Origin of the sequence: Calditerrivibrio sp. (assembly GCA_026415135.1) — a bacterium.
Lineage (GTDB): Bacteria > Chrysiogenota > Deferribacteres > Deferribacterales > Calditerrivibrionaceae > Calditerrivibrio.
Genome location: JAOAHS010000035.1, coordinates 79,810 through 99,910 on the forward strand (window position 1 = coordinate 79,810; position 20,101 = coordinate 99,910).

Annotated in this window: 14 protein-coding genes; 8 read left to right on the top strand and 6 right to left on the bottom strand. The window is 35.5% G+C overall.

Annotated features, from left to right (window positions below; all coding sequences use genetic code 11):
* The first annotated feature begins 7 nt into the window (after positions 1 to 7).
* Genes N3C60_06840 through N3C60_06870 form a run of 7 tightly spaced genes read left to right on the top strand, consistent with a single transcriptional unit; the run spans position 8 to position 11,929 of the window.
* Entirely contained in the window at positions 8 to 1,270 is a 1,263-nt protein-coding gene (locus N3C60_06840; GenBank protein ID MCX8084614.1) for a PelD GGDEF domain-containing protein, read from the top strand.
* Positions 1,260 to 2,234 carry a hypothetical protein gene (locus tag N3C60_06845; protein MCX8084615.1) on the top strand — a complete coding sequence of 325 codons (975 nt, stop codon included), beginning with the start codon at positions 1,260 to 1,262 and terminating at the stop codon, positions 2,232 to 2,234. Before N3C60_06840 ends, N3C60_06845 begins: the two co-directional genes overlap by 11 nt.
* Positions 2,231 to 3,745 carry a GT4 family glycosyltransferase PelF gene (pelF, locus tag N3C60_06850; GenBank protein ID MCX8084616.1) on the top strand — a complete coding sequence of 505 codons (1,515 nt, stop codon included), beginning with the start codon at positions 2,231 to 2,233 and terminating at the stop codon, positions 3,743 to 3,745. Before N3C60_06845 ends, pelF begins: the two co-directional genes overlap by 4 nt.
* On the top strand, positions 3,726 to 5,105 hold the full coding sequence (gene pelG, locus N3C60_06855) for an exopolysaccharide Pel transporter PelG (protein ID MCX8084617.1): 1,380 nt from the start codon (positions 3,726 to 3,728) through the stop codon (positions 5,103 to 5,105). Before pelF ends, pelG begins: the two co-directional genes overlap by 20 nt.
* Positions 5,068 to 7,791 carry an endo alpha-1,4 polygalactosaminidase gene (locus N3C60_06860; GenBank protein ID MCX8084618.1) on the top strand — a complete coding sequence of 908 codons (2,724 nt, stop codon included), beginning with the start codon at positions 5,068 to 5,070 and terminating at the stop codon, positions 7,789 to 7,791. The genes pelG and N3C60_06860 overlap by 38 nt, the downstream gene beginning before the upstream one ends.
* Complete coding sequence (locus N3C60_06865) at positions 7,772 to 8,719, top strand: hypothetical protein (GenBank protein MCX8084619.1); 948 nt, start codon at positions 7,772 to 7,774, stop codon at positions 8,717 to 8,719. The genes N3C60_06860 and N3C60_06865 overlap by 20 nt, the downstream gene beginning before the upstream one ends.
* Before the next feature lie 3 nt (positions 8,720 to 8,722).
* Positions 8,723 to 11,929 carry a tetratricopeptide repeat protein gene (locus tag N3C60_06870; GenBank protein MCX8084620.1) on the top strand — a complete coding sequence of 1,069 codons (3,207 nt, stop codon included), beginning with the start codon at positions 8,723 to 8,725 and terminating at the stop codon, positions 11,927 to 11,929.
* Here N3C60_06870 and N3C60_06875 read toward each other — a convergent pair.
* The 6 genes from N3C60_06875 to N3C60_06900 all read right to left on the bottom strand — a co-directional run bounded on the left by N3C60_06875 (position 11,926) and on the right by N3C60_06900 (position 19,045).
* Positions 11,926 to 12,591 carry an ABC transporter ATP-binding protein gene (locus N3C60_06875; GenBank protein MCX8084621.1) on the bottom strand — a complete coding sequence of 222 codons (666 nt, stop codon included), beginning with the start codon at positions 12,589 to 12,591 and terminating at the stop codon, positions 11,926 to 11,928. The genes N3C60_06870 and N3C60_06875 overlap by 4 nt on opposite strands.
* Complete coding sequence (locus tag N3C60_06880) at positions 12,591 to 13,853, bottom strand: efflux RND transporter periplasmic adaptor subunit (protein ID MCX8084622.1); 1,263 nt, start codon at positions 13,851 to 13,853, stop codon at positions 12,591 to 12,593. The genes N3C60_06875 and N3C60_06880 overlap by 1 nt, the downstream gene beginning before the upstream one ends.
* Complete coding sequence (locus N3C60_06885; protein MCX8084623.1) at positions 13,850 to 15,088, bottom strand: TolC family protein; 1,239 nt, start codon at positions 15,086 to 15,088, stop codon at positions 13,850 to 13,852. Before N3C60_06885 ends, N3C60_06880 begins: the two co-directional genes overlap by 4 nt.
* A gap of 43 nt (positions 15,089 to 15,131) precedes the next feature.
* Positions 15,132 to 15,890, bottom strand: a complete 759-nt coding sequence (locus N3C60_06890; protein MCX8084624.1) for an MBL fold metallo-hydrolase — start codon at positions 15,888 to 15,890, stop codon at positions 15,132 to 15,134.
* Between the two features lie 74 nt (positions 15,891 to 15,964).
* Positions 15,965 to 18,016 (bottom strand): TRAP transporter permease, encoded by a 2,052-nt coding sequence (locus N3C60_06895; GenBank protein MCX8084625.1) that lies wholly within the window; start codon positions 18,014 to 18,016, stop codon positions 15,965 to 15,967.
* A 54-nt stretch (positions 18,017 to 18,070) separates the two neighbouring features.
* Positions 18,071 to 19,045, bottom strand: coding sequence for a TAXI family TRAP transporter solute-binding subunit (locus N3C60_06900; GenBank protein MCX8084626.1), 975 nt, complete (start codon positions 19,043 to 19,045; stop codon positions 18,071 to 18,073).
* Between the two features lie 207 nt (positions 19,046 to 19,252).
* On the opposite strand from N3C60_06900, the gene N3C60_06905 reads away from it, so the two are divergent.
* Entirely contained in the window at positions 19,253 to 19,900 is a 648-nt protein-coding gene (locus N3C60_06905; protein MCX8084627.1) for a DnaJ domain-containing protein, read from the top strand.
* Positions 19,901 to 20,101 lie beyond the last annotated feature (201 nt).

The window sequence follows — 20,101 nt, forward strand, 5'->3', positions numbered from 1 at the left end:
TATAAAAATGAAGTTATTTAAAAGATCCTATTTTGATGTTGCAACACTATCCGTTCTATTTGAAATAGTGTTGTTCAGTTTGATATACTTTACCATTGGCTTTTTATATAATAAGTCTGATCCCCTCCTTTTTTCCTCTGAAATAAACTTCCTGCTTATACTACTATCCACAATAACCCTTTTCTATGGCCTAAATAAAGGTCTTATTTTACTTGTTATATTTGCTGGGGTGATGTTTTTATACTACAAACCCTTCCCCTTTATGACATTTGTGGAGAATTTAATTATAGTGCTTATATGTGGAGAATTCCATTTTTTTTATAAAAGAACTATCAGAAGATTAAATGAAGAACATTCATATATTACATCAAAATTTAATCAACTGCGGAACTCTTTTTACCTGTTAAAGCTTTCCCATGATCAACTTGAGAGAAGCTTTCTGCTAAAGCCTGTGAGCATTAGATCTATACTAGACGACATTAAAAGTATGTTAATATGGGATAAGGATGAGGCAGCTAAAAAGCTTGTCAATCTGATTGCAAAAAACTTAGGTGTTGTTCAGGCTGGATTATTTTTAATAGCAAAGGATGAATTAAAACCAACAGTGTTCATAAATGAAGAGTTTAAGCTTAACAAATTTAATATGCTACTTAAAAAAGCTATGGAAGAAAAAAGGGCTACCTTTATCTCCGAAGAGTTTGAAAATCTAAAAAATTATGAATACATAGCCGTAATTCCAGCAATAAACTGTGAAGACACTATAGTGGGGTATCTCATCATAAAGGAGATGAAGTTTTTATCGTATAATAGAGAAAATATGTTAACGATCTCCATAATAATGTCTATCTTTGCAGACTTTTTAACACAAAATGAGGTTTTGGATAAACTGAATGCGGTTTCAGAGGTACTAATTTTTGAACCTGAATTTAATTATGAACTGATCAAGCTGTATTCACTTAAAGAAAAGTTTGATATAACTAGTACTTATGTGATTTTCAGATATACCCCTGATCTTCAAATCAATAAAAATAGACTTTTTGACTTTATAAGAAATAGCATAAGAACAGTGGATTTAGTTTACGAACTTCAAAACTCCATCGTAGTTCTGTTGCCACTTATATCTTTAGACGGTGCCAAATCATTTCAAAGCAGAATCAACAATCTTATAAGAAATAAACTGAATTTTGATCCGGATAAGATTGATGAACGTATCATCGTTTTCAGTGATTATAATACCGATATTCAGATAATAAAAGAATATGCAAATTAAGTTTTTGTATTACTCCATATTAGCTGAAGGGTTAGCATTGGGAACATTAATAATAAACAACATCTATGGCTATCTTCTGTTTTATCTCATCCATACTATAGCAAGTCTTCTTATTTCATTGTTTCTACACCAATTTCTTCCGCCCCATTTTAGGACTAAAAGAAATCATTTTATAATCACCACAACCCTTATTATATCAGCAACATTTATAATAGGCTTTATCTCATCAATCGTTGTTTATTTGTATGTTATGCGAAAGCAAAAGGATCAAGAATTAATCCCTATGATCCAGATATCCCATAAAGATTATGACGACTTTCCAAACATAAAAAGGAACTTTGGGGAGGCTTCAGCAACAAAACTTGATGGCCCCAAAAACTATAAAATAAAACTATTATCCATGATTTCAGAATTCAAAACCAGAGACACATTAGCAGTAGTACAAAAAGGGGTCAGTGAGGAGGATGATGAAGTAAGACTAACAAGCTTTAGCATTATAAACAGATTCACATCCCAGATAAACAATATAATAAAAATAAAGTTAGATGAATACGAAAAATCCACCGACGAACTTAAAAAGGCTGAAATCGCTGTGGAACTTGCCAAAAACTATTGGGAGCTTATCTACTATGGGCTCTCCGACAAAGAGCTCGAAAAATATATCCTATTTATGATAGAAAAATACACTTTTTTCGCCATAAACATCAATCCAGACGATCCAGAGATAAGTTTTCTAAAAGGGAAATTACACCTGTACAAATATGAGCTCAGTAGCGCAGAAGAAAGCTTTTTAAATGCAATCAATAAAGGTTTAGAAGGTGAAAAAGTCTACCCTTACCTTGCTGAAGTCTATTTTTATAAAAAAGATTTTAAAAAGGTAAAAGAGCTAATAATGGAAATAGCTATTTTAGAACGATTGGATCCCAGACTGTTTACCATAATGAAGATGTGGACCCAGACATGAACCCCTTTAAAAAGTCTGATCATGTAGATATAGTAATATTAGCAGAGGGCACTTTCCCATACATAAAAGGTGGTGTATCTTCGTGGATATACCAGTTGATTACCGGATTGCCAGAGTTCAAATTTGGTATAATCTTTATTGGGAGTAGACCGGAAGACTACAAAGATATATCTTATTCAATACCTGAAAATCTCGTTTACTTTGAGAAATGCTATCTCTTTGATATATCTTCCTACCCTAAAGCAAGGAAAATAAAGGGGAGAAAGTCTGAATTGAAATTGATCAACGAACTCCATAACTTCTTTTTATCAAGAAGTGGAGAACTATCGGATGAAACCAAAAACCTCCATTTCTATAACAAAACGATCACAGAAGAGAAATTCTTATATAATAAGTTATTTTTTAATAGGATGGTTGAGCAATACCTCAAAAAATGCCCAGATTTTCCGTTCATAGATTATATCTGGACAATAAGAAACTCCCATTCTGCCCTGTGGAAATTGACAAAGGCAGGTTTGAATCTCCCCAGAGTACATCTTTTTCATAGTCCATCAACAGGCTATGCAGGTTTTTTAGGTGGAATGTTAAAGTTTACTTACAGATCTCCCTATATACTGACAGAGCATGGTATCTATACACGGGAAAGGAAAATAGACCTATTAACTGCCGATTGGTTAAAATACCACAAACCAAATCTACTAAGGGAGGTTACTGAAGAAAACTACCTTAAAAATATATGGATAAATTTCTTTCAGGGATTAAGCTATTTTTCCTACTATGCAGCAGATAAGATCCTCTCCCTCTATTATGGAGCCAGGGATGTACAACTGGAGTATGGAGCAGATATAGCTAAAACTGCTGTCATCCCAAACGGAGTAGACACTCAACGGTATGAAAAGATATCAAATATCCCAAGGGACAAAAAAATAATTACCCTAATAGGAAGAGTAGTTCCGATAAAGGATATAAAAACCTTTATCAGAAGTATCAGAATCCTTGCTAACATGTTTAACGATGTAGAAGGGTGGATCGTTGGCCCAGAAGATGAGGATGAAGAATACGTAAAAGAATGCAAAGATATGGTAAAAACTCTTTCCCTCGAACAAAATGTTAAATTTTTAGGATTCCAAAAGGTGGACGACATCTTATCAAAAACCAAAATTCTTACTCTAACCTCCATAAGTGAAGGGATGCCTTTGGTGATTTTAGAGGCCTTTGCCTCTGGAGTCCCAGTTGTTGCCACCGATGTTGGATCTTGCAGAGAGTTGATCTATGGTAGTTTAGACGATTATGATAAATCTCTTGGAAGCGCCGGTCATGTGGTAAAGATATCAAACCCCACCGCCTTAGCAGAAGCCTACAAAGATCTTATAACCGATGAAGAAAAATGGCAAAGGTGTAGAGAAGTGGCCCTAAAAAGAGTAAAAAAATATTATTCCCAAGAGCTTTTTTTCGAAAATTATCGAAATATTTATAACGAGTATATAAAGTATGGCAGGCATCGGGTTTGAGCTCAGGAAGATCTTAAAAGAAAACAGTCTTTTATCCCTGTTTAAAGTTTACGGGTATTCTGCTGTTCTATCTTCTGGATCCTGGATAATCTCTATACTAAGTATAATCTTCGTAGGCATAGTTACAGTAAAAATTACAAATAGATACGACGCCATAGTACAGTTCCAGGTAATCGTCACATACCTTGTTGCTTCCAGTCTTATATTCTCAGGTTTCTTTCAGCTTTCTTTTACAAGGTATATTGCCGATAGGCTTTTTGATAAAGATTTCTACAGAGTTCTACCAAACTATTACGGTCTGATTACCTTAACTATCGCTTTAGGTATGATTTTTGGGATCCCACTTTCGTTAATAGTGTTATTTGATCAGACAAACCTGCTTCGGATACTGTTTGTCTCCACCTTTGTAACATTAAGCAGTATTTGGTGTTCTAACAGTCTTCTATTAGGACTTAAGGAATACAAAAAGATCACTTCTTATTTTCTTATAGGCTATTTAATCGTCATTCTGTTATCTTTTTTACTTAGGCACTTTAAATTGGAAGGGTACATGATAGCCTTCCTGATGGGAAATGCCTTTATCTTCTTTGCAATGCTATCTCTTATTGTGAGAAACTACAAATCCGATCGTTTGATCGAATTCGACTTTATCCTCAGCAAAAGACATAAGTTTTACTGGAGCATGGCATTTGCAGGGCTATTTTTTAATTTGGGGATCTGGGCTGATAAATTTATATTCTGGTTCAATAATGAAACAAGTCATAGGGTAATCGGTTTATTGAGGGCTTCCGTTGTTTATGATCTTCCCATTTTTTTAGCATATCTATCCATTATACCGGGTAGTGCAATGTTTTTTTACAGACTTGAAGCAGATTTTGCAGAAAAATATGAAATCCTATACGAATCAATAAGAACAGATGGCACCTATGAACAGGTAATCAAACACAAAGAAGAAATGAATGAAACAATAAAGATATCCATAAAAGAAACAATCATAGTTCAAGGAATATTTAATATTCTCGTTTATGTGTTTTCTGAAAAGATCTTTGAGTTTTTAAATGTCCCATTGACTTATACCCCTCTTCTATTTATAGATATGGTTGGTGTTCAGCTACAACTCTGTCTTATGGTTATACTATCTATACTTTTCTATATGAACAGAAGGAAGGAAACCATCCTTTTGACAGTCTTCTTTTTTCTCCTAAATCTTACATTGAGTCAAATCACCATAAATATGGGTTTTATGTTTTATGGCTATGGTTATGCTATAGCCGGCTTATTGAGCTTTAGTCTCTCATTAATACTGTTAAAAAGGAGCATAGATGATCTTGAATATGAAACCTATTGTCTTATTAATTAGTTTTTTGACGCTTTACAATATTGCCTCTGCTTCAATCTTCGATAATCTTACATGCGGCATAGCCTTTTACTATAAAAAGGAACCCCCAAGACACATGACAGCTCTTTACGATTATATAGTGGTGAATCCAGATCATATAGAAAAGATCGACAAAAAATATATCGCCTATCTCTCCGTAGGGGAGATAAACCCAGTCAGCAATGATTACAATATGATAAAAAAAGACTGGATTATTGGTAAAAACGATCAATGGAAAAGCTATATAACAGACCTGGCAAATCCAGCATACAAAGATTTTCTGATCCAAAAAGCTGCCTCAATCCAGAAAAAGGGGTTTTCTGGGCTATTCCTTGATACCTTAGATAGCTACCAACTGATTATTAAAGATGAAGGACAGAAAAAAATCTTTGAACAGCACCTAACAGAACTCATCATAGAATTGAAAAACCGCTTCCCAGATCTGTATATTTTGATAAATCGTGGATTTGAAATATTAGATACTAAAATGAAAGACTATATAGATGCTGTAGTAGTTGAAAGCTATTTGACATCGTATGATTTCAAACAGAAAAAATATACAGAACAAACAGAAGAGGGCAAACGTTGGCTTGAAAATAAATTTAGCACTATAAAGTCTTTAAACAAACCTATAATCGTCATAGAATACACTGAAGACAAAGCAAAAAAACAAAGAAAGGTCTTAGCGAAAAATCTCTTAGATAAGGGGCTCATCCCATTTGTATCCAATATAGACCTTGATTCTTTTGGCATATCCCTTTGTGAACACTACCCTCGAAAGATCCTAACCATCTATAGCAAAGAGTCCTCAAAGGACACAACCCTAACAAGTGCCCATAGACTCTTTTCAATCCCCCTTGAATATTACGGGTACTATTCGGATTACCTGGATCCCAACGAATCCCCACTTCCAGATAGGATAGTAGACGAATACATTGGGATAATTGTAAAGTTAGAAGATGATAGACTGAATAAAGAAGAGGAATTTTATAAATGGATAAAAAAACAGATAGAAAATGGAATAAAAGTTCTATTTATAAACTATTTTGGTTTTGAAATGAACGAAGACAAGCAGCGCTTTTTAAATCTAAAAATAACGCCAAACACATCCACGGAAAATACTTACACCATAGTATACGCCGATAAAAGCGGAAACTTTGAAACTAAAATAAACACCTACTGGGGAGGGGATCTCTACGAAACAGATGGTAACCCCCTCTTGTTACTAAAGAATGCTAAAAACGAAAAGCATGCCCCCATAGCTATAACTAGTTGGGGAGGATATGCCCTTTCGGAGATGTTATACACCAGTTATCCCGAAGAGATGTGGGTGTTTGATCCATTTAGCTTCATAAAAAATGCTCTAAGGTTGCCAACCATTCCTGCCCCAGATGTTACCACAGAAAACGGAAGAAGAGTCTTTATCTCCCACATCGATGGTGATGGTTTTACTGAAGTAGCCCTTTTCAATAAAAAGAGGTATACAAGTGAAATCATCAGGGATGAAATCATAAAAAAATATAATCTCCCCATTGCAGTATCTATCATTGAGGGTGAAATCTCTGAACAGATCAAAAAATCTACCCTCTTTGAAGAGATAGCTAAGTCCATCTTCCGGTTAGATAATGTGGAGATAGCCAATCATTCCTATTCCCATCCCTTTAAATGGAAGGCGATGGAAAAGTTTGAACAAACTCAAGCATATAATCTAACCATAGATGGGTATAAATTTGATCTCGAAAGGGAGATAAAAGGGAGTACCCAGTATATAAACGAAAAACTTGCCCCAAAGGACAAAAAGACCTCCATATTTTTATGGACAGGAGATTGTAATCCCACCGAAAATGCCATAAAACTAGTCTACGAGAACAATCTACTCAATATGAACGGTGGTGGCTCCATAATGACAAACCTAAGCCCTTACTTATCAAAAAACTTCCCAATAGGTATAAAAAAAGGTGATCTATACCAGATCTACGCCCCAAATCAGAATGAAAATGTATATACTAATCTTTGGACAAGTAACTTTTATGGCTATAAAAATGTGATACAAACATTCAAACTTACAGATACTCCAAAACGAATAAAACCGATAAATGTATATTATCATTTCTATTCAGGTAGTAAACTTTCATCACTAAACGCCTTAAAAGAAGCCTACAATTATGCAACATCCCAAAAAATAACACCCATGTTCCCTTCCCAATACATTAAGCGGGCATTAGATTTTTACTCTACACTGGTAGCAAAAGAGGTCCGATCTGAGTCTTGGATTATAAAAACATCTGGTGATCTTAAAACATTAAAAATCCCAACATCGGAAAATGTAGAACCTATAATAAACAGCTCCTCAGTGGGTTTTTCTGACCATAATGATATGATATATATACACCTATCTAACTCAAACACCCACAGAATACAACTGGGGAAAAATAGCAGACAAACACCCTACCTAAAAGAAGCAAATGGGATAATAACATCTTACAAATATACAAAAACCAAACGTTTTTATCGTATTTCAGGATATACAAATCTTGAAGTTGTTTTGAAAAATGTAATCAACTGTTCCATCAGATCCAACAAGGTTTTCTCCAAAAGCACAAACATGGATGAAACATTACTTAAATTTAACAGCAATGAGGTAGATATTGAGATCGAATGTACCTAAGCCAAAGTCCTTTATAACTTATTATGAAATTGTAGCAATAACTTTTATCTTTGCCTTTGTGTTGTATCTGCTTTTTCCTGGTGATAAAATAAGAACATTAGCTCTACGGGAAACTAAAAATGTTGAATTAGCAACCATCTACCTCAAACAGATCTTAAAAATCTATCCCAACGATATTGAAAACTGGGATAGACTGTTATCCATGTATCTCAAACAAAATGATAAGGAGAGCGCCTACAACCTTATAACAGAAATGGAGCGTTCCCCTAATCAGCATATACACCAAAACGCCATCCTCCTCAAATATAACTTTTTAAAGCAACTTCTCTACAGCACTAACAAGCCTGAATATAAAGAAAGCCTGTTTAATCTGCACACCTCTTTAATAGAAAACTACGCCACAGATAAGGAAAAACTCAAAATCTTTTACAAGGATTACCTACAGATCGGTTATCCCACAATATCCCTAAATTTAGCTGGTATCCTATACAAAGGGTATTTAAGAGAAGACAGATTGCCGGAAGCCAAATTTTGGCTTAATGAGTTCTATAAACAAGCCTTAGCGACTTCTAACAAAGAAGCCATTTTAGAATATTTGATTACTATGGAAAAGATTGAGCCAGAAAACATAGCTATAAAAAATAAGCTTGCCGAAACATATCTAATGATTGGTGAACATAAAAAGGCTGCCGACATCTTTGTCTATCTATCTGAAAAAAATGTTTCATCTAAAAAAGAGTTTATACTAAAATCTGTAAACATCCTCATATCAGTGGGAGAAAAGGAATATGCTGCTACAATTCTAAAGAAAAATGAAACTCTCTTTCTTACTAACAACGAAGACACAAAAAAAATACTTAAACTATACTTAAATATAGGTAGACTCGACTATGCAAGAGAACTTTCCCAGAAGATTATTGGTGGTTAATAGATGAAGAAGCTGATGTACATATTTTTTGTTGCAATCGCTGTTATAATTAATCCCCTTTATGGGTATAATAGCGAAATAAAGAGTATAAGATATAAAACATACACAGATTACACAAGAATAGTTTTAGATCTAACCCACAATACATCTTTTACCCATACATTAAAAACTACAGACCATAACTCTATCAAACATGCAAAAATCACCCTAAATATCCCCACTGCTAAAACTTCAAAAAAAATAAAAAATACCATAATAGATGATTTCAGAGTAAGGAGTATAACACTTGATACACAAAAAGGATACCCCGTTTTCATTATCGAAACAAAAGATATAGATCAATATAAGATATTTAGCCTTACAAACCCCCATAGGATTGTCATCGATCTCTTATCCACCAAAACATTTCTAACAGAAACTGAGAAAAGATCAACATCCCAAGACAACAAAACTGCTAATAAGTCAATACCTAATTTAAAAATCGATAAAACACTCAGCGATGATCTGTTAAACTTAGCTTTTTCCATCTTTTTACAGTCCAACGACCTAAAAAATGCCCATAAAACTGCCAAAATAGCCTTAGAAAAAAAGCCTAACAGTCTTTACTGGCATGAACAATTCGCAAAGGTTTCCCTATGGTTAGGTTTAATAGATGATGCCCATTCATCGATGTTATTCATTTTTAAAAACAAAAAAACCCATGATCCCCAGTTTATCAAAAATCTAAGGAGCACAGCCTTTAACGTTGGTGATTACAAGACTATAACAGACCTTATAAAAAACGACATACTCAATGGTGATCTGTCGAAGATCGATGAGTATGTCTATATAGAAACAGAGATAATGGGAAATATAGAAACTGTGCTCAATTTTTTACACAATCTAACAACGGGTGATAATCCAAATTTAAGAATCAAAGCTTATAAAGAGATAATAAAACTATATTACCACCTAAACGACATCCCAAATACAAAACGCTTTTTTGATGAATATGTCTCCCACTATAATATAGACCCTGAAATATCCCTGATCGGATCTACAATCTATTTTACTATCAGACAATATGATCGATCCCTCGATATACTAAAAAAGGCCTACTCCTATGCCACAGATAATGATACAGATTACTTAGAACAACTAAGCGACATGTCGGAGTTTTTAAAAGATACTAAAACTGCCCTTAAAGCCTCTTTAAGATTATACAACATAAAAAAACATAGAGAGGTAGATACCCAGAGGATTATATCTTATACCGATGATCTAAATCTGAAAAAAAGCCTCCTTCTTGAATCTTGGACAAAATATAAATTGCCTTTTTACGCCTACAATTATCTGTATCTGCTGATGAAAATGAATCTTCAAAAGGAAGCCTTTGATTTCCTTGAAAGATATCGAAATGAACCATCCCTATACAATGATATCCCTTTTCTGCTGTTAACCATAAACCTTTACAACAACACCAAACGATATGGTGATGTCAAAAAAACCTACTTAAGGCTTCTAACTTTATCCGATTCCCCAGCTATAAAGGAGGCCTTTATCTGGAGTCTCATCGATAACAAAGATAAAGATGCAGAACAATATATTCGACTCTTCAGACAAGAAACTGAAACCTTTTATACACTTAACTTAGCATACTCAGCATATTTTGCTTCTATACAGAAATACAATAAGGCACTATATCATCTTTCAAAATATATGAGATTTAAAGGGGATACCCCTGAGCTATTATCCCTATATGCTGATATACTTCAATCTTCTGGTAGAGTTGAAGAAGCTGAGAATATAAGGTTTAAGGCCTATACCCTTTTTATGAAACTATCAAAAACCATTCCCGAGTTCCTGCTTGAAAAAGAAAAGATAGTCGTCTATCTTAAGCTATCCCTTTATTACAAAACACCAGAAGAGTTTAAAGCTCTTCTTGAAAAATACGAAAGCTATCTAACAACGGAAGAGAAAAAAGATATCCATCTACTTTATATGCTCAAAAATAATAAACAGGAACATGCCCGGTACCTAATAGAGCGTTTCAAGTATGCACAACCTTGGATGTTATTAAACATAGCCCTTGTCTATGATGATAGGGATACTATTCAAAACCTTTTGTACAAACATATATCCCATCTCCCAACAAGGGACAGAGTCGAAGCCGCAAGAAGAATAGGGGATATTATGACTGCAACCCAGTTAGCCTTCGATGGATTGGAAGAGGAATTTGAAAACTACGGCTCAGTCAACCACGAATATAGATCTGTAGATTCTGAGCTCTATAAACAGTACAGAGATCTTATAAGCGAGTATCAAAACTTTCTCACTTTAGAAACAACTTTTGGCACTAAGGGGAGTATCGATTTTCTCAACAACACTTTAGGCATTAAGCAACATCTATGGAAAACCTTTTACACCCAACTAAAAATCAGCTCAACAACTATTAATCCCAATAGCAACAACATAACCAATCCCCCCAACAACCTAACTTCAATACAAATCGATCTCTACAAACAGCTCAATGAAAGAACAAAGCTGAGTCTAACATTAGGTTATAACGAATTTATGAAGGCGTTTTACAGTACCAGTATAGGTCTGGATCACTATCTTTTAAATAAGACAAGCATAGGCCTAAGCTTAAAACATCATATCCCCACAGATGAAACCACCTATATGTCTATAGGTGCCATGAAAGACGAAGTAAAAATAGACCTAAGACATCATCTCAGCCAAAAACAAACTATATATACCAGTTTTGGATTCAGTAAATTCTACGCCCAGGATAAAAATGATCTTGGTGCTTCAAAAAATCTATATGCAGAGTATAGTTTTAAATTAAGGGAAGGCTATCCAGATATACTTTGGCGCAGCTTTCTCTCCTATGGTAGTTATAGCCAAAAGGATTGTACTAACTGTATAATAAACAAACTCTCACCCTATAACAATACTAAATTCTTACCGGATGATTTTCAGGAAATAGGTATAGGGGTTATCATCGGTGATATAAACAGATATGGATACACCAGAGTCTTTAGACCCTTTGCATCGGCTACCTTGTCCTACAGCAGCCAAACAGATCTCAATTATGGACTAAGTTTAGGGATCGGTGGTAGTTTATTTAATCAAGATCATCTAAGTATATCAATTGGCTACGGTACAAACAGCAAGAATAGCAAGGATGTAACCCGAGAAATAAAAATGATATACAGACTATGGTACTAAACAATAACTCCATCAGCAATCCTGATAACCCTCTTAGAATAGGATGAGATAACAGGATCATGCGTTACTAACACAATAGTTTTACCCTCTTCATTCAATTGTACTAAAAACTCCATAATACTCTTTGCCGTTTCACTGTCCAACTGACCTGTAGGTTCGTCCGCTAAGATAACTTCAGGATCATTTATCAGCGCCCTTGCTATTGCAACCCTTTGTTGCTGTCCTCCTGAAAGCTGATCCGGCTTATTGTTCCTCTTATCGTAAAGACCAAGTCTGTTTAACAACTCTTTGCCTTTTTCCATATATCTATTTAGATCCTTACCAGAATAATACACCGGTAGCAACACATTCTCCAAAACAGTAGAATAGGGGATCAAATAAAAGCTCTGAAATACAAACCCCACAAATCTATTTCTTAGTTTAGAAAGAGTATCATCATCCGATTTGGAGATATCCTTACTATCCAGATAATAGCTACCGGATGTGGGGGTGTCAAGCATACCTATAATATTCATAAGTGTTGTTTTACCCGAACCAGACTGCCCCATCAAAGAGACAAACTCCCCCTTATCTATCTCAAGGGATATACCTTTTAATACCTTTACAACGTTTCCCCCTACAACATAATCTTTGCAGATATCAACCAATTTTATAAGGCTCATTATCTCGTTGCTCTTTTTACATTGGGTTGTTTCTTCTTGGCAAAATCTGGTGGAAGTATGATCTTTACAGCAACCTCATCCCCCTCTTTCAAACCTGACAATACCTCTGTTCTCTCCTCACCCCTTACCCCAACTTTTATGGAGACCCTATCAACCTTGTTCTCCTCTTTGGATATAACCCTGTAAACAACCTGCTCCCCTGACTCAAATTTGATGGCACCATTCTTGACAGTAAGAACATCCTTTTTCTCAGAGGCTTTTATCTTAACATGTGTGGTCATCTCTGGTCTAAGCAGTTTTGCATCCTCTTTACTGATGGGGACAATCCCCAAGTAGTATACAATACTATCTTTAACAACAGGTTCATAGTAAATTTTGGCTAACCTACCCAAAAACTTTCTGTCACCGTAAGTATCCACAGTGTATTCCACCTCATCACCAATCTTTACTTTTCCTATGTCAGTTTCATCTATGTATATCCACATCTCCAACATATCTGGATTAAAAACAGTAATAAGATTTGCCACCTGTAGCCCAGCTACGATTGTTTCACCTTCATCTGCATTCACCTGGGAAACAATCCCATCTATTGGGGAATAGATCCTGGTATAGCTCAACCTCACCTCTGCTTCCTTTAGGTTATTTTTTTCCCTGTCGAGCTTTATTTTTTGAGCATCTTTAGTTAGTCTATGTTCTTTGATGAGTTTATCAAGAGCAATCTCAGCATTTTTAAAGTTGTTGTATGCTACCTCCAACTCAGTCTTCTGACTATCCAGCATCTCAAGTGTGGAAAAACCCTTATCAAAAAGTAATTTTTCCCTTTCATATTTACCCTTTGCTAAAAGATACTTAGCCTTTGTGTTTTCCAATTCCTTTTCGAAACTGCTTTTCTTAATAGGAAAAAGCTCATCCTCCTGCTTAATCTCCTGTTCGATAGATCTTATATTATTTTTTATCTGCTCGATCTGGGCAATAAGCTCTCTATCATCGATCATAGCCACAAGCTCCCCCTTCTTAACCCTGTCCCCCACCTTGACCTTCAACATACGAATGGTTCCTGTCGCTCTTGCTCCTACACTAATCTGTGCTCCCACCTGGGCTTTGATAATCCCTGTTTGCTGAAGATATCCACTGACATTCCCCCTTTTTACTATATCTGTGTCTATAATCTTGACCGTTTGTTTTTTCCCTTTATAAATATAAACACCAAAACCTACTGCTATAAGAGCTATAGTAAGGATAAAAACAATGACCTTTTTCATTCGATCGCCCCTGTGAGATATTGTATGTTAAGATACATCTGTGTCATAGCATTTAGATTATTCACCAAATCTATTTTTGCAGACACAAGTTCGTCTTTTGCCTTCAAAAGCTCCATAATTGTTGCTCTACCTAATTCGTATGCTTCACTGGTTAGTCTATAGTTTTCCTCAGCCACCTCTATAAGTTTTATCAGATACGTAACCATCTCCTTTGAAGAGGCAACCTTGTTTTGTGCCAATACCAGATCTTTTTTTGCTTCGTTCAAGTACTTGCGCTTTTCATCCAAAATGTTATAATAATTGAGTTTCTGTTTTTTATAGCTATTCTTGTCCTTAAAACCATCAAAAAGATTCCAAGTAAGGGATATACCAAGGGAGGCAGTATTCGCATTCGTCTCTACTGAGCCCCTTTTGTAGTAATTATGTGATATAGTACCAAATAGATCCAAAGATGGATAAAAAGTTGCTTTACTCTGCTCCAACTGTTTTAAAGCCATATCTGATCTAATCTGATAATTCTTCAGTTCCGGGTTTGTTTGCTCTAACCGTTGCAAGTAATTTTCCAAAGTCAAGAGATTTATATCCGGAAAGTCACTGGCTAAAACAGTCTTCTCATCGTACTGCTCTCCAGTGTAGTAACCCAGCAGGGTAAGGGAACTAAGATATTGATTTTTTAAGTCGTTTTTTTTAGTTTCGTACTTTTTTACTTCAGTTAAACTCTTTAACATATCTATCCTGAGCGATCTGCCCGATTCATACTTTGCCTTTGTAAACTCGTATGTTTTAAGGGATGTATTATACAGTTCATCATAGTACCTAAATATTTTATAATTCATCAGAGCATCGTAATAAGCAGATTTAACATTTTTTATCACAAGGTTGTTCGTAGATTTTAATGTAAGCTCCTTTGATCTCAGCATTAATCTGGTAGAATCAAGCTGTGTAACAGTGGAGAAACCAGAAAAAAGGTTATAGCCCAGTTTTATTTCATTGTTAAAACTTCTAGAATCAGGACTCCCCTCTTGATCGGAGATGCTGTATGAAGATGAAAAATTTAATTTTGGGTAAAAATCTCCTCTGGCAATCTCCACATCTAACTTCTGCATATCCACATTCCTTTTAGATATGGATATCTCGGGAAAATGTTTCAGAGCCTTTTCCACAGCTTCATCTACAGTCAACGCAAATACAGACGATCCACAAACTAAAAAAAACAATAATATCAATCTCTTCATCTTCACACCATATAACCAGATTCTTAGAATAGGAAAAAGTTCATTAAACAACCCTAATATTGTAATGCGTTTTTTGCCTTAAATAGCCAAACTCTATCCCAAACAGCTTTTCACAGTACTTGCAGTATCTTGCCATTATATCGTATGAGTTGTTCTCCTCACTGATATGAGCAAAGTAAACCCTTTGGAGTTTGCTATGATAAAGCTCATGAACTACCTTTAAAGCATCCCTATTGGACAAATGCCCCTTGTTAGATAGGATTCTTTTCTTAAGATGCAGGGGATAGCTACCTTTTATCAGCAAATCATCTTCATAGTTAGATTCTAAAAATAATATATCTGACTTATCTATGGCAGATAATATATCTTTTGTCACAATACCGGTATCTGTAACAAAAGATATCTTGTAGTTATCAATAAAGAATGAATAACCAAACGAGGCAATGCTATCGTGACTTAAGGGGAATGGGTACGTAAGCCAACCTGGAAACTCATACATTACCCCCTCATCAATTAACTTTACATTGCCAATATCATAACCTGCATCGGATAGATGTTTTGCCACATCTAAGCAGCAGAATATGTCAGAGTTAAACAGAGCTTGATAGTACCGTAGCCCTTTAATGTGATCATGGTGTTCATGGGTTATAAAAAGATATATCTTCTTATCAACCAGCTTATCCTTTACCCTGACCAAATCCCTTTTATTTACTCCGATATCTATGAAAACACCATAATTATCATTTGTAATTAAGTAACAGTTACCTGAACTTCCAGAGGAAATAACATCAATTTCGAGCATTGTTTTATAATATATATCTTTTTAAAAAAATAAAGGGAAATGTTTGTAAAAGAAAAAAGGTGGGTGAACCCACCTTATACTGTTACTTTTATAGTACGACCAGCCCTTAACTTCTGAATTATCACCACAGAAAAGAACAACAACACCCCCACAGGGTACATATAGTATCTATAGCTATGGTCGATCTCTAAAAGGGCCGTCAATATCTTTGGGTTGAAACATATCAATGAAGCAGCAAAAAGCAAAGGCATTTCGTACCATTTATTTTTAATTATCAGCCAACCTTGCAAAAGGCTTGCAAAGGATAACCCACCGATAACAGCCATAGAAAATATCAATAGTGCAAAACTCCATGAGTTTATCCCGTGTAGTATAAGATCTGGATTGAAGATAAACATGAAAGGTATGATAAAGGTCCTCATGTGATAGATAAACCCTTGTATACCAGTTTCGATGGGGTTTGAACCTGCTAGAGCCGCAGCAGCGTAGGAACCCAGTCCAACAGGAGGTGTATCATCAGCAAGCATACCAAAATAAAAACAGAATAGATGAGCAGCCATTATTGGGACCACGTAACCGTAATTACCTCCCAATTCTACTATTACAGGGGCAATCAATGATGCCATAACAATATATGTTGCAGTAGTGGGTAGCCCCATACCTAATATCAAACTTGCTATAGCGGTAACTGTCACAAGAATATAGATATTCCCTTGGGATAAAGATTCCACGATTTGGGTTAGCATCCCACCAACACCCAATGTCACAATCCCCACAATTATTCCAGCAGAAGCACAGGCCAGTGACACAGAGACCATATTTTTAGCTCCCATTACAAAGCCATCTTTGAGTTCCATCAAAAATTTAATCAGCCCCTCTTTATAGCCCTTATTATCCTTCATTGCACTGTACAGCTCTTTAACCAACATAATTATTGCAAGAAATATAATAGCCCTAAAAGCTGACATTTCAGGGGAATGCCTTAAAATGACCAGTTCATACAGAAGCACAAAAATAGGTATTAGGTATATCACCCCCCTCTTGAGGGTTTCAAAGAATTTGGGTGTCTCTTCAGGTGAAAGCCCCCTCATCCCCAATTTAGATGCTTCAAGATGGCTCACAAAAAACAATGCAAAATAAGAAGTAAACGCTGGTATGGCAGCAGCCTTGATCACCTCAATATAAGGAACGCCCACATATTCACCGATGATAAAAGCAGCTGCACCCATAACAGGGGGCATGATTTGACCATCAATACTGGCAGCAACCTCAGTAGCTGCAGCTTTCTTGGCTGGATAGCCAACTTTTTTCATCAACGGTATAGTAAACGTCCCGGTTGTAACAACATTTGCAATACTCGATCCGGAAACTAATCCCGTAAGACCGCTGGATACAATAGCAGCCTTCGCAGGTCCCCCCTTGTATTTTCCAAAGATAGACAGTGCCAAATCTATAAAAAACTTCCCTGCACCTGCCTTATCCAACATTGCCCCCAACAATACGAAATAAAAAACAACTCCAGCAGACACACCAAGCGGTATACCAAAAATCCCTTCAGTAGACAAATAGATCTGATTCATAAACTTTACAATGGAAACACTCTTCAGTGCCAAAAAATCTGGCATATATGAGCCATAAAACACATACAGGCAAAATACAACAACAATTATCGGCATAGCAAGGCCAATAACACGCCTTGTCGCCTCCAGAATAGCAATAATTGCAACAACTCCAACATATATATCCATTTCAGTAGGGGATCCTGCTCTTGCCGCAAGCTCTTTAAAATTAAACACAGTATACATGACAGCAAAAAATCCTATTACCACAAAGATATAGTCAAAAATCGGTATCCTATCCCTTGCTGACAGAAAGCTAAAAAACCCACTGATCCTTTTCCTTTTTAAAAAGGGCATGTTTAAATATGCCAATACGATGGCAAACGCCAAATGGATTGCCCTGACCCTTGCACTGTCTAAAACAATAAAGGTCAGCAATCCAAACTGAAACAAGACCCAGCCCACAGATACCAACACTATCAAGAACTTATCGAAATTTCTTGGGTCCCTAAGTGATCCAGTATCCTCTCTTACCAATTCTTCAAGATCCAACTGCTTTCCAGACATATTTCTTCCTCATTTTCATAGATTAAAAAAGGGGGACACGCCCCCTAATCGAGTTTATTTTATTAGACCTTTTTCTTTGAAATATTTAAGTGCGCCCGGGTGCATAGGAGCCACATTTACATTTATAAGATCTTCAAGATCTAAGCCACCCAATGCGGGATGAAGCTTTTTAAACTCCTGAAGATTCTCAACAACCTCTTTTGTGATAGCATAAACAACATCTGCTGGAACGTCTGTGCTCGTTACCAAAAGTGCCTGAATACCTATTGATGGGACTTTGCCATCTTTTGCGTTAGCAGCATTAGGATATAGAGATACTGGTATATAGCCTTTAGAATAGTATGGAAGCTCCTTTATCAGTTTTTCCACAGGGGCACCTGTAATTGGAACAATTTTCACCTTGATTCTACCGGAAGTTGCTTCACTTACGCTACCATTTGGATGTCCAACTGTATAAAAGAAAGCATCCAATCTTTCATCCTGAATGAGTCCTGCAGATTCTACCGGCTTGATATATTCAGCTTTAAGATCAGATTCTTTCATACCAAAGGCTTTTAATAGATCCTTTGAGTTCTCAAGCTGTCCAGAACCAACACCACCCAAATTTACCCTTTTACCTTTGAGATCAGGGATACCATTTATGCCACTGTTGACTGATGCGACAAGTGTAATAAACTCATTATGAAGCCCAAACACAACCGCAAGCTTTTTTTGAGGTCCTTTATCTTTCCAAGCACCTTGACCATGATACGCTTGATATGTCAAATCTGCTTGAGCTATACCAAATTCGAGATCTCCAGACAAAACAGAGTTAATATTATACACTGAGCCACCTGTGGATTCAACTGTTGCTTTGATGTTGTATTGGGACCTCTTTGCATTCACAAGTCTAGCTATAGCCCCTCCAACAGGATAATAAACGCCGGTCACACCACCAGTACCTATGGTGACAAATGTTTGCTTAGTTGCAAACACCGATCCAGAGACAATAAGTAAAAAACCTAACACCATCATTAACAATTTTTTCATTTTATACCTCCTGCATATTCGTTATTTTATTTTATCTATTTTTGTTTTCATGTCAAGATATTATTAACCTTATAGCTCTTATTTTATATAACTAGATGATAAGAAATAAACTTTGTTAAGTTAGTTTTTAACACAATTAAGTCTGACCAAACAAATTTTTGTATTGAATAATTATTTTATATGGTATAATTATAATATGGGGGAACTATGGATCAAGAAAAGGTTAATTATTATGCAAATATACTTGAATTAGGCTACAATTTTACCTTAGAGGAGATAAAAAAGAACTATTATAGGCTTATTAAGCAATATCATCCCGACAAAATCACAGACAAGTCTTCAAAAGAGTATTATGAAATCTTGACCCATTTCCATAAGATCAATGAAGCCTACGATTTTCTGCTCAAACATTATAGTCAAATTTCACCTAAAAGCTATAAATCTGAGGAGCAAACAGAAAAAGATTTAGAAGCATACTTTTCAAATGGTTACCGTTTTTTCAAAAAGGGTGACATAAACTCTGCCCTTGATTGCTTTATGATATGCCACAGAAGGGATCCAAAAAACACAAATTACATAAGGATGATCGTTCGCTGTCTTATGACGAAAGATAGAAGGCTTTTAGAAGCCATCGAATATGCAAAAGCCCTTTTAGAGATAGAGCCTTATATAAGTGAGAACTACTACCTCATCGGAAGATGCTACTACCTTCTTAAAAACTTTCAATTAGCCCTTTCTTATCTTAAAAAAGCTCACAGTATGGGCTACAACGCTGAGGATATCGAAACTATATTAGAGCAACTTGAGCCTAAATCGTTTGTAAAAAAGATGTTAACAAAATTTAAAAAAAGCTAAATTATCTTTTTTTATCCTAAAATATGTTGTAAAATATGTGTAAATAGGTAAACTAAAAATATGAACGTAGATATTTTAAACAACAATATTGCTGTAATAGATTTAGGCAGTAATAGCTTACGTCTTCAGATTGCCACTGTTTTTGAAAAAAGTTATAAAATAGTTTGTGAATATAAGGAGTTAATAAGAATAGGTGATGAT

What these genes read in the sequence shown, in the direction of transcription:
- pelG (MCX8084617.1), top strand. Translation starts at nt 3,726, where the DNA reads ATGGCAGGCATCGGGTTTGAGCTCAGGAAGATCTTAAAAGAAAACAGT.
- N3C60_06880 (MCX8084622.1), bottom strand. Translation starts at nt 13,853, where the DNA reads ATGAAAAAGGTCATTGTTTTTATCCTTACTATAGCTCTTATAGCAGTA.
- N3C60_06870 (MCX8084620.1), top strand. Translation starts at nt 8,723, where the DNA reads ATGAAGAAGCTGATGTACATATTTTTTGTTGCAATCGCTGTTATAATT.
- N3C60_06890 (MCX8084624.1), bottom strand. Translation starts at nt 15,890, where the DNA reads ATGCTCGAAATTGATGTTATTTCCTCTGGAAGTTCAGGTAACTGTTAC.
- pelF (MCX8084616.1), top strand. Translation starts at nt 2,231, where the DNA reads ATGAACCCCTTTAAAAAGTCTGATCATGTAGATATAGTAATATTAGCA.
- N3C60_06845 (MCX8084615.1), top strand. Translation starts at nt 1,260, where the DNA reads ATGCAAATTAAGTTTTTGTATTACTCCATATTAGCTGAAGGGTTAGCA.
- N3C60_06840 (MCX8084614.1), top strand. Translation starts at nt 8, where the DNA reads ATGAAGTTATTTAAAAGATCCTATTTTGATGTTGCAACACTATCCGTT.
- N3C60_06905 (MCX8084627.1), top strand. Translation starts at nt 19,253, where the DNA reads ATGGATCAAGAAAAGGTTAATTATTATGCAAATATACTTGAATTAGGC.
- N3C60_06900 (MCX8084626.1), bottom strand. Translation starts at nt 19,045, where the DNA reads ATGAAAAAATTGTTAATGATGGTGTTAGGTTTTTTACTTATTGTCTCT.
- N3C60_06860 (MCX8084618.1), top strand. Translation starts at nt 5,068, where the DNA reads ATGATCTTGAATATGAAACCTATTGTCTTATTAATTAGTTTTTTGACG.
- N3C60_06885 (MCX8084623.1), bottom strand. Translation starts at nt 15,088, where the DNA reads ATGAAGAGATTGATATTATTGTTTTTTTTAGTTTGTGGATCGTCTGTA.
- N3C60_06875 (MCX8084621.1), bottom strand. Translation starts at nt 12,591, where the DNA reads ATGAGCCTTATAAAATTGGTTGATATCTGCAAAGATTATGTTGTAGGG.
- N3C60_06895 (MCX8084625.1), bottom strand. Translation starts at nt 18,016, where the DNA reads ATGTCTGGAAAGCAGTTGGATCTTGAAGAATTGGTAAGAGAGGATACT.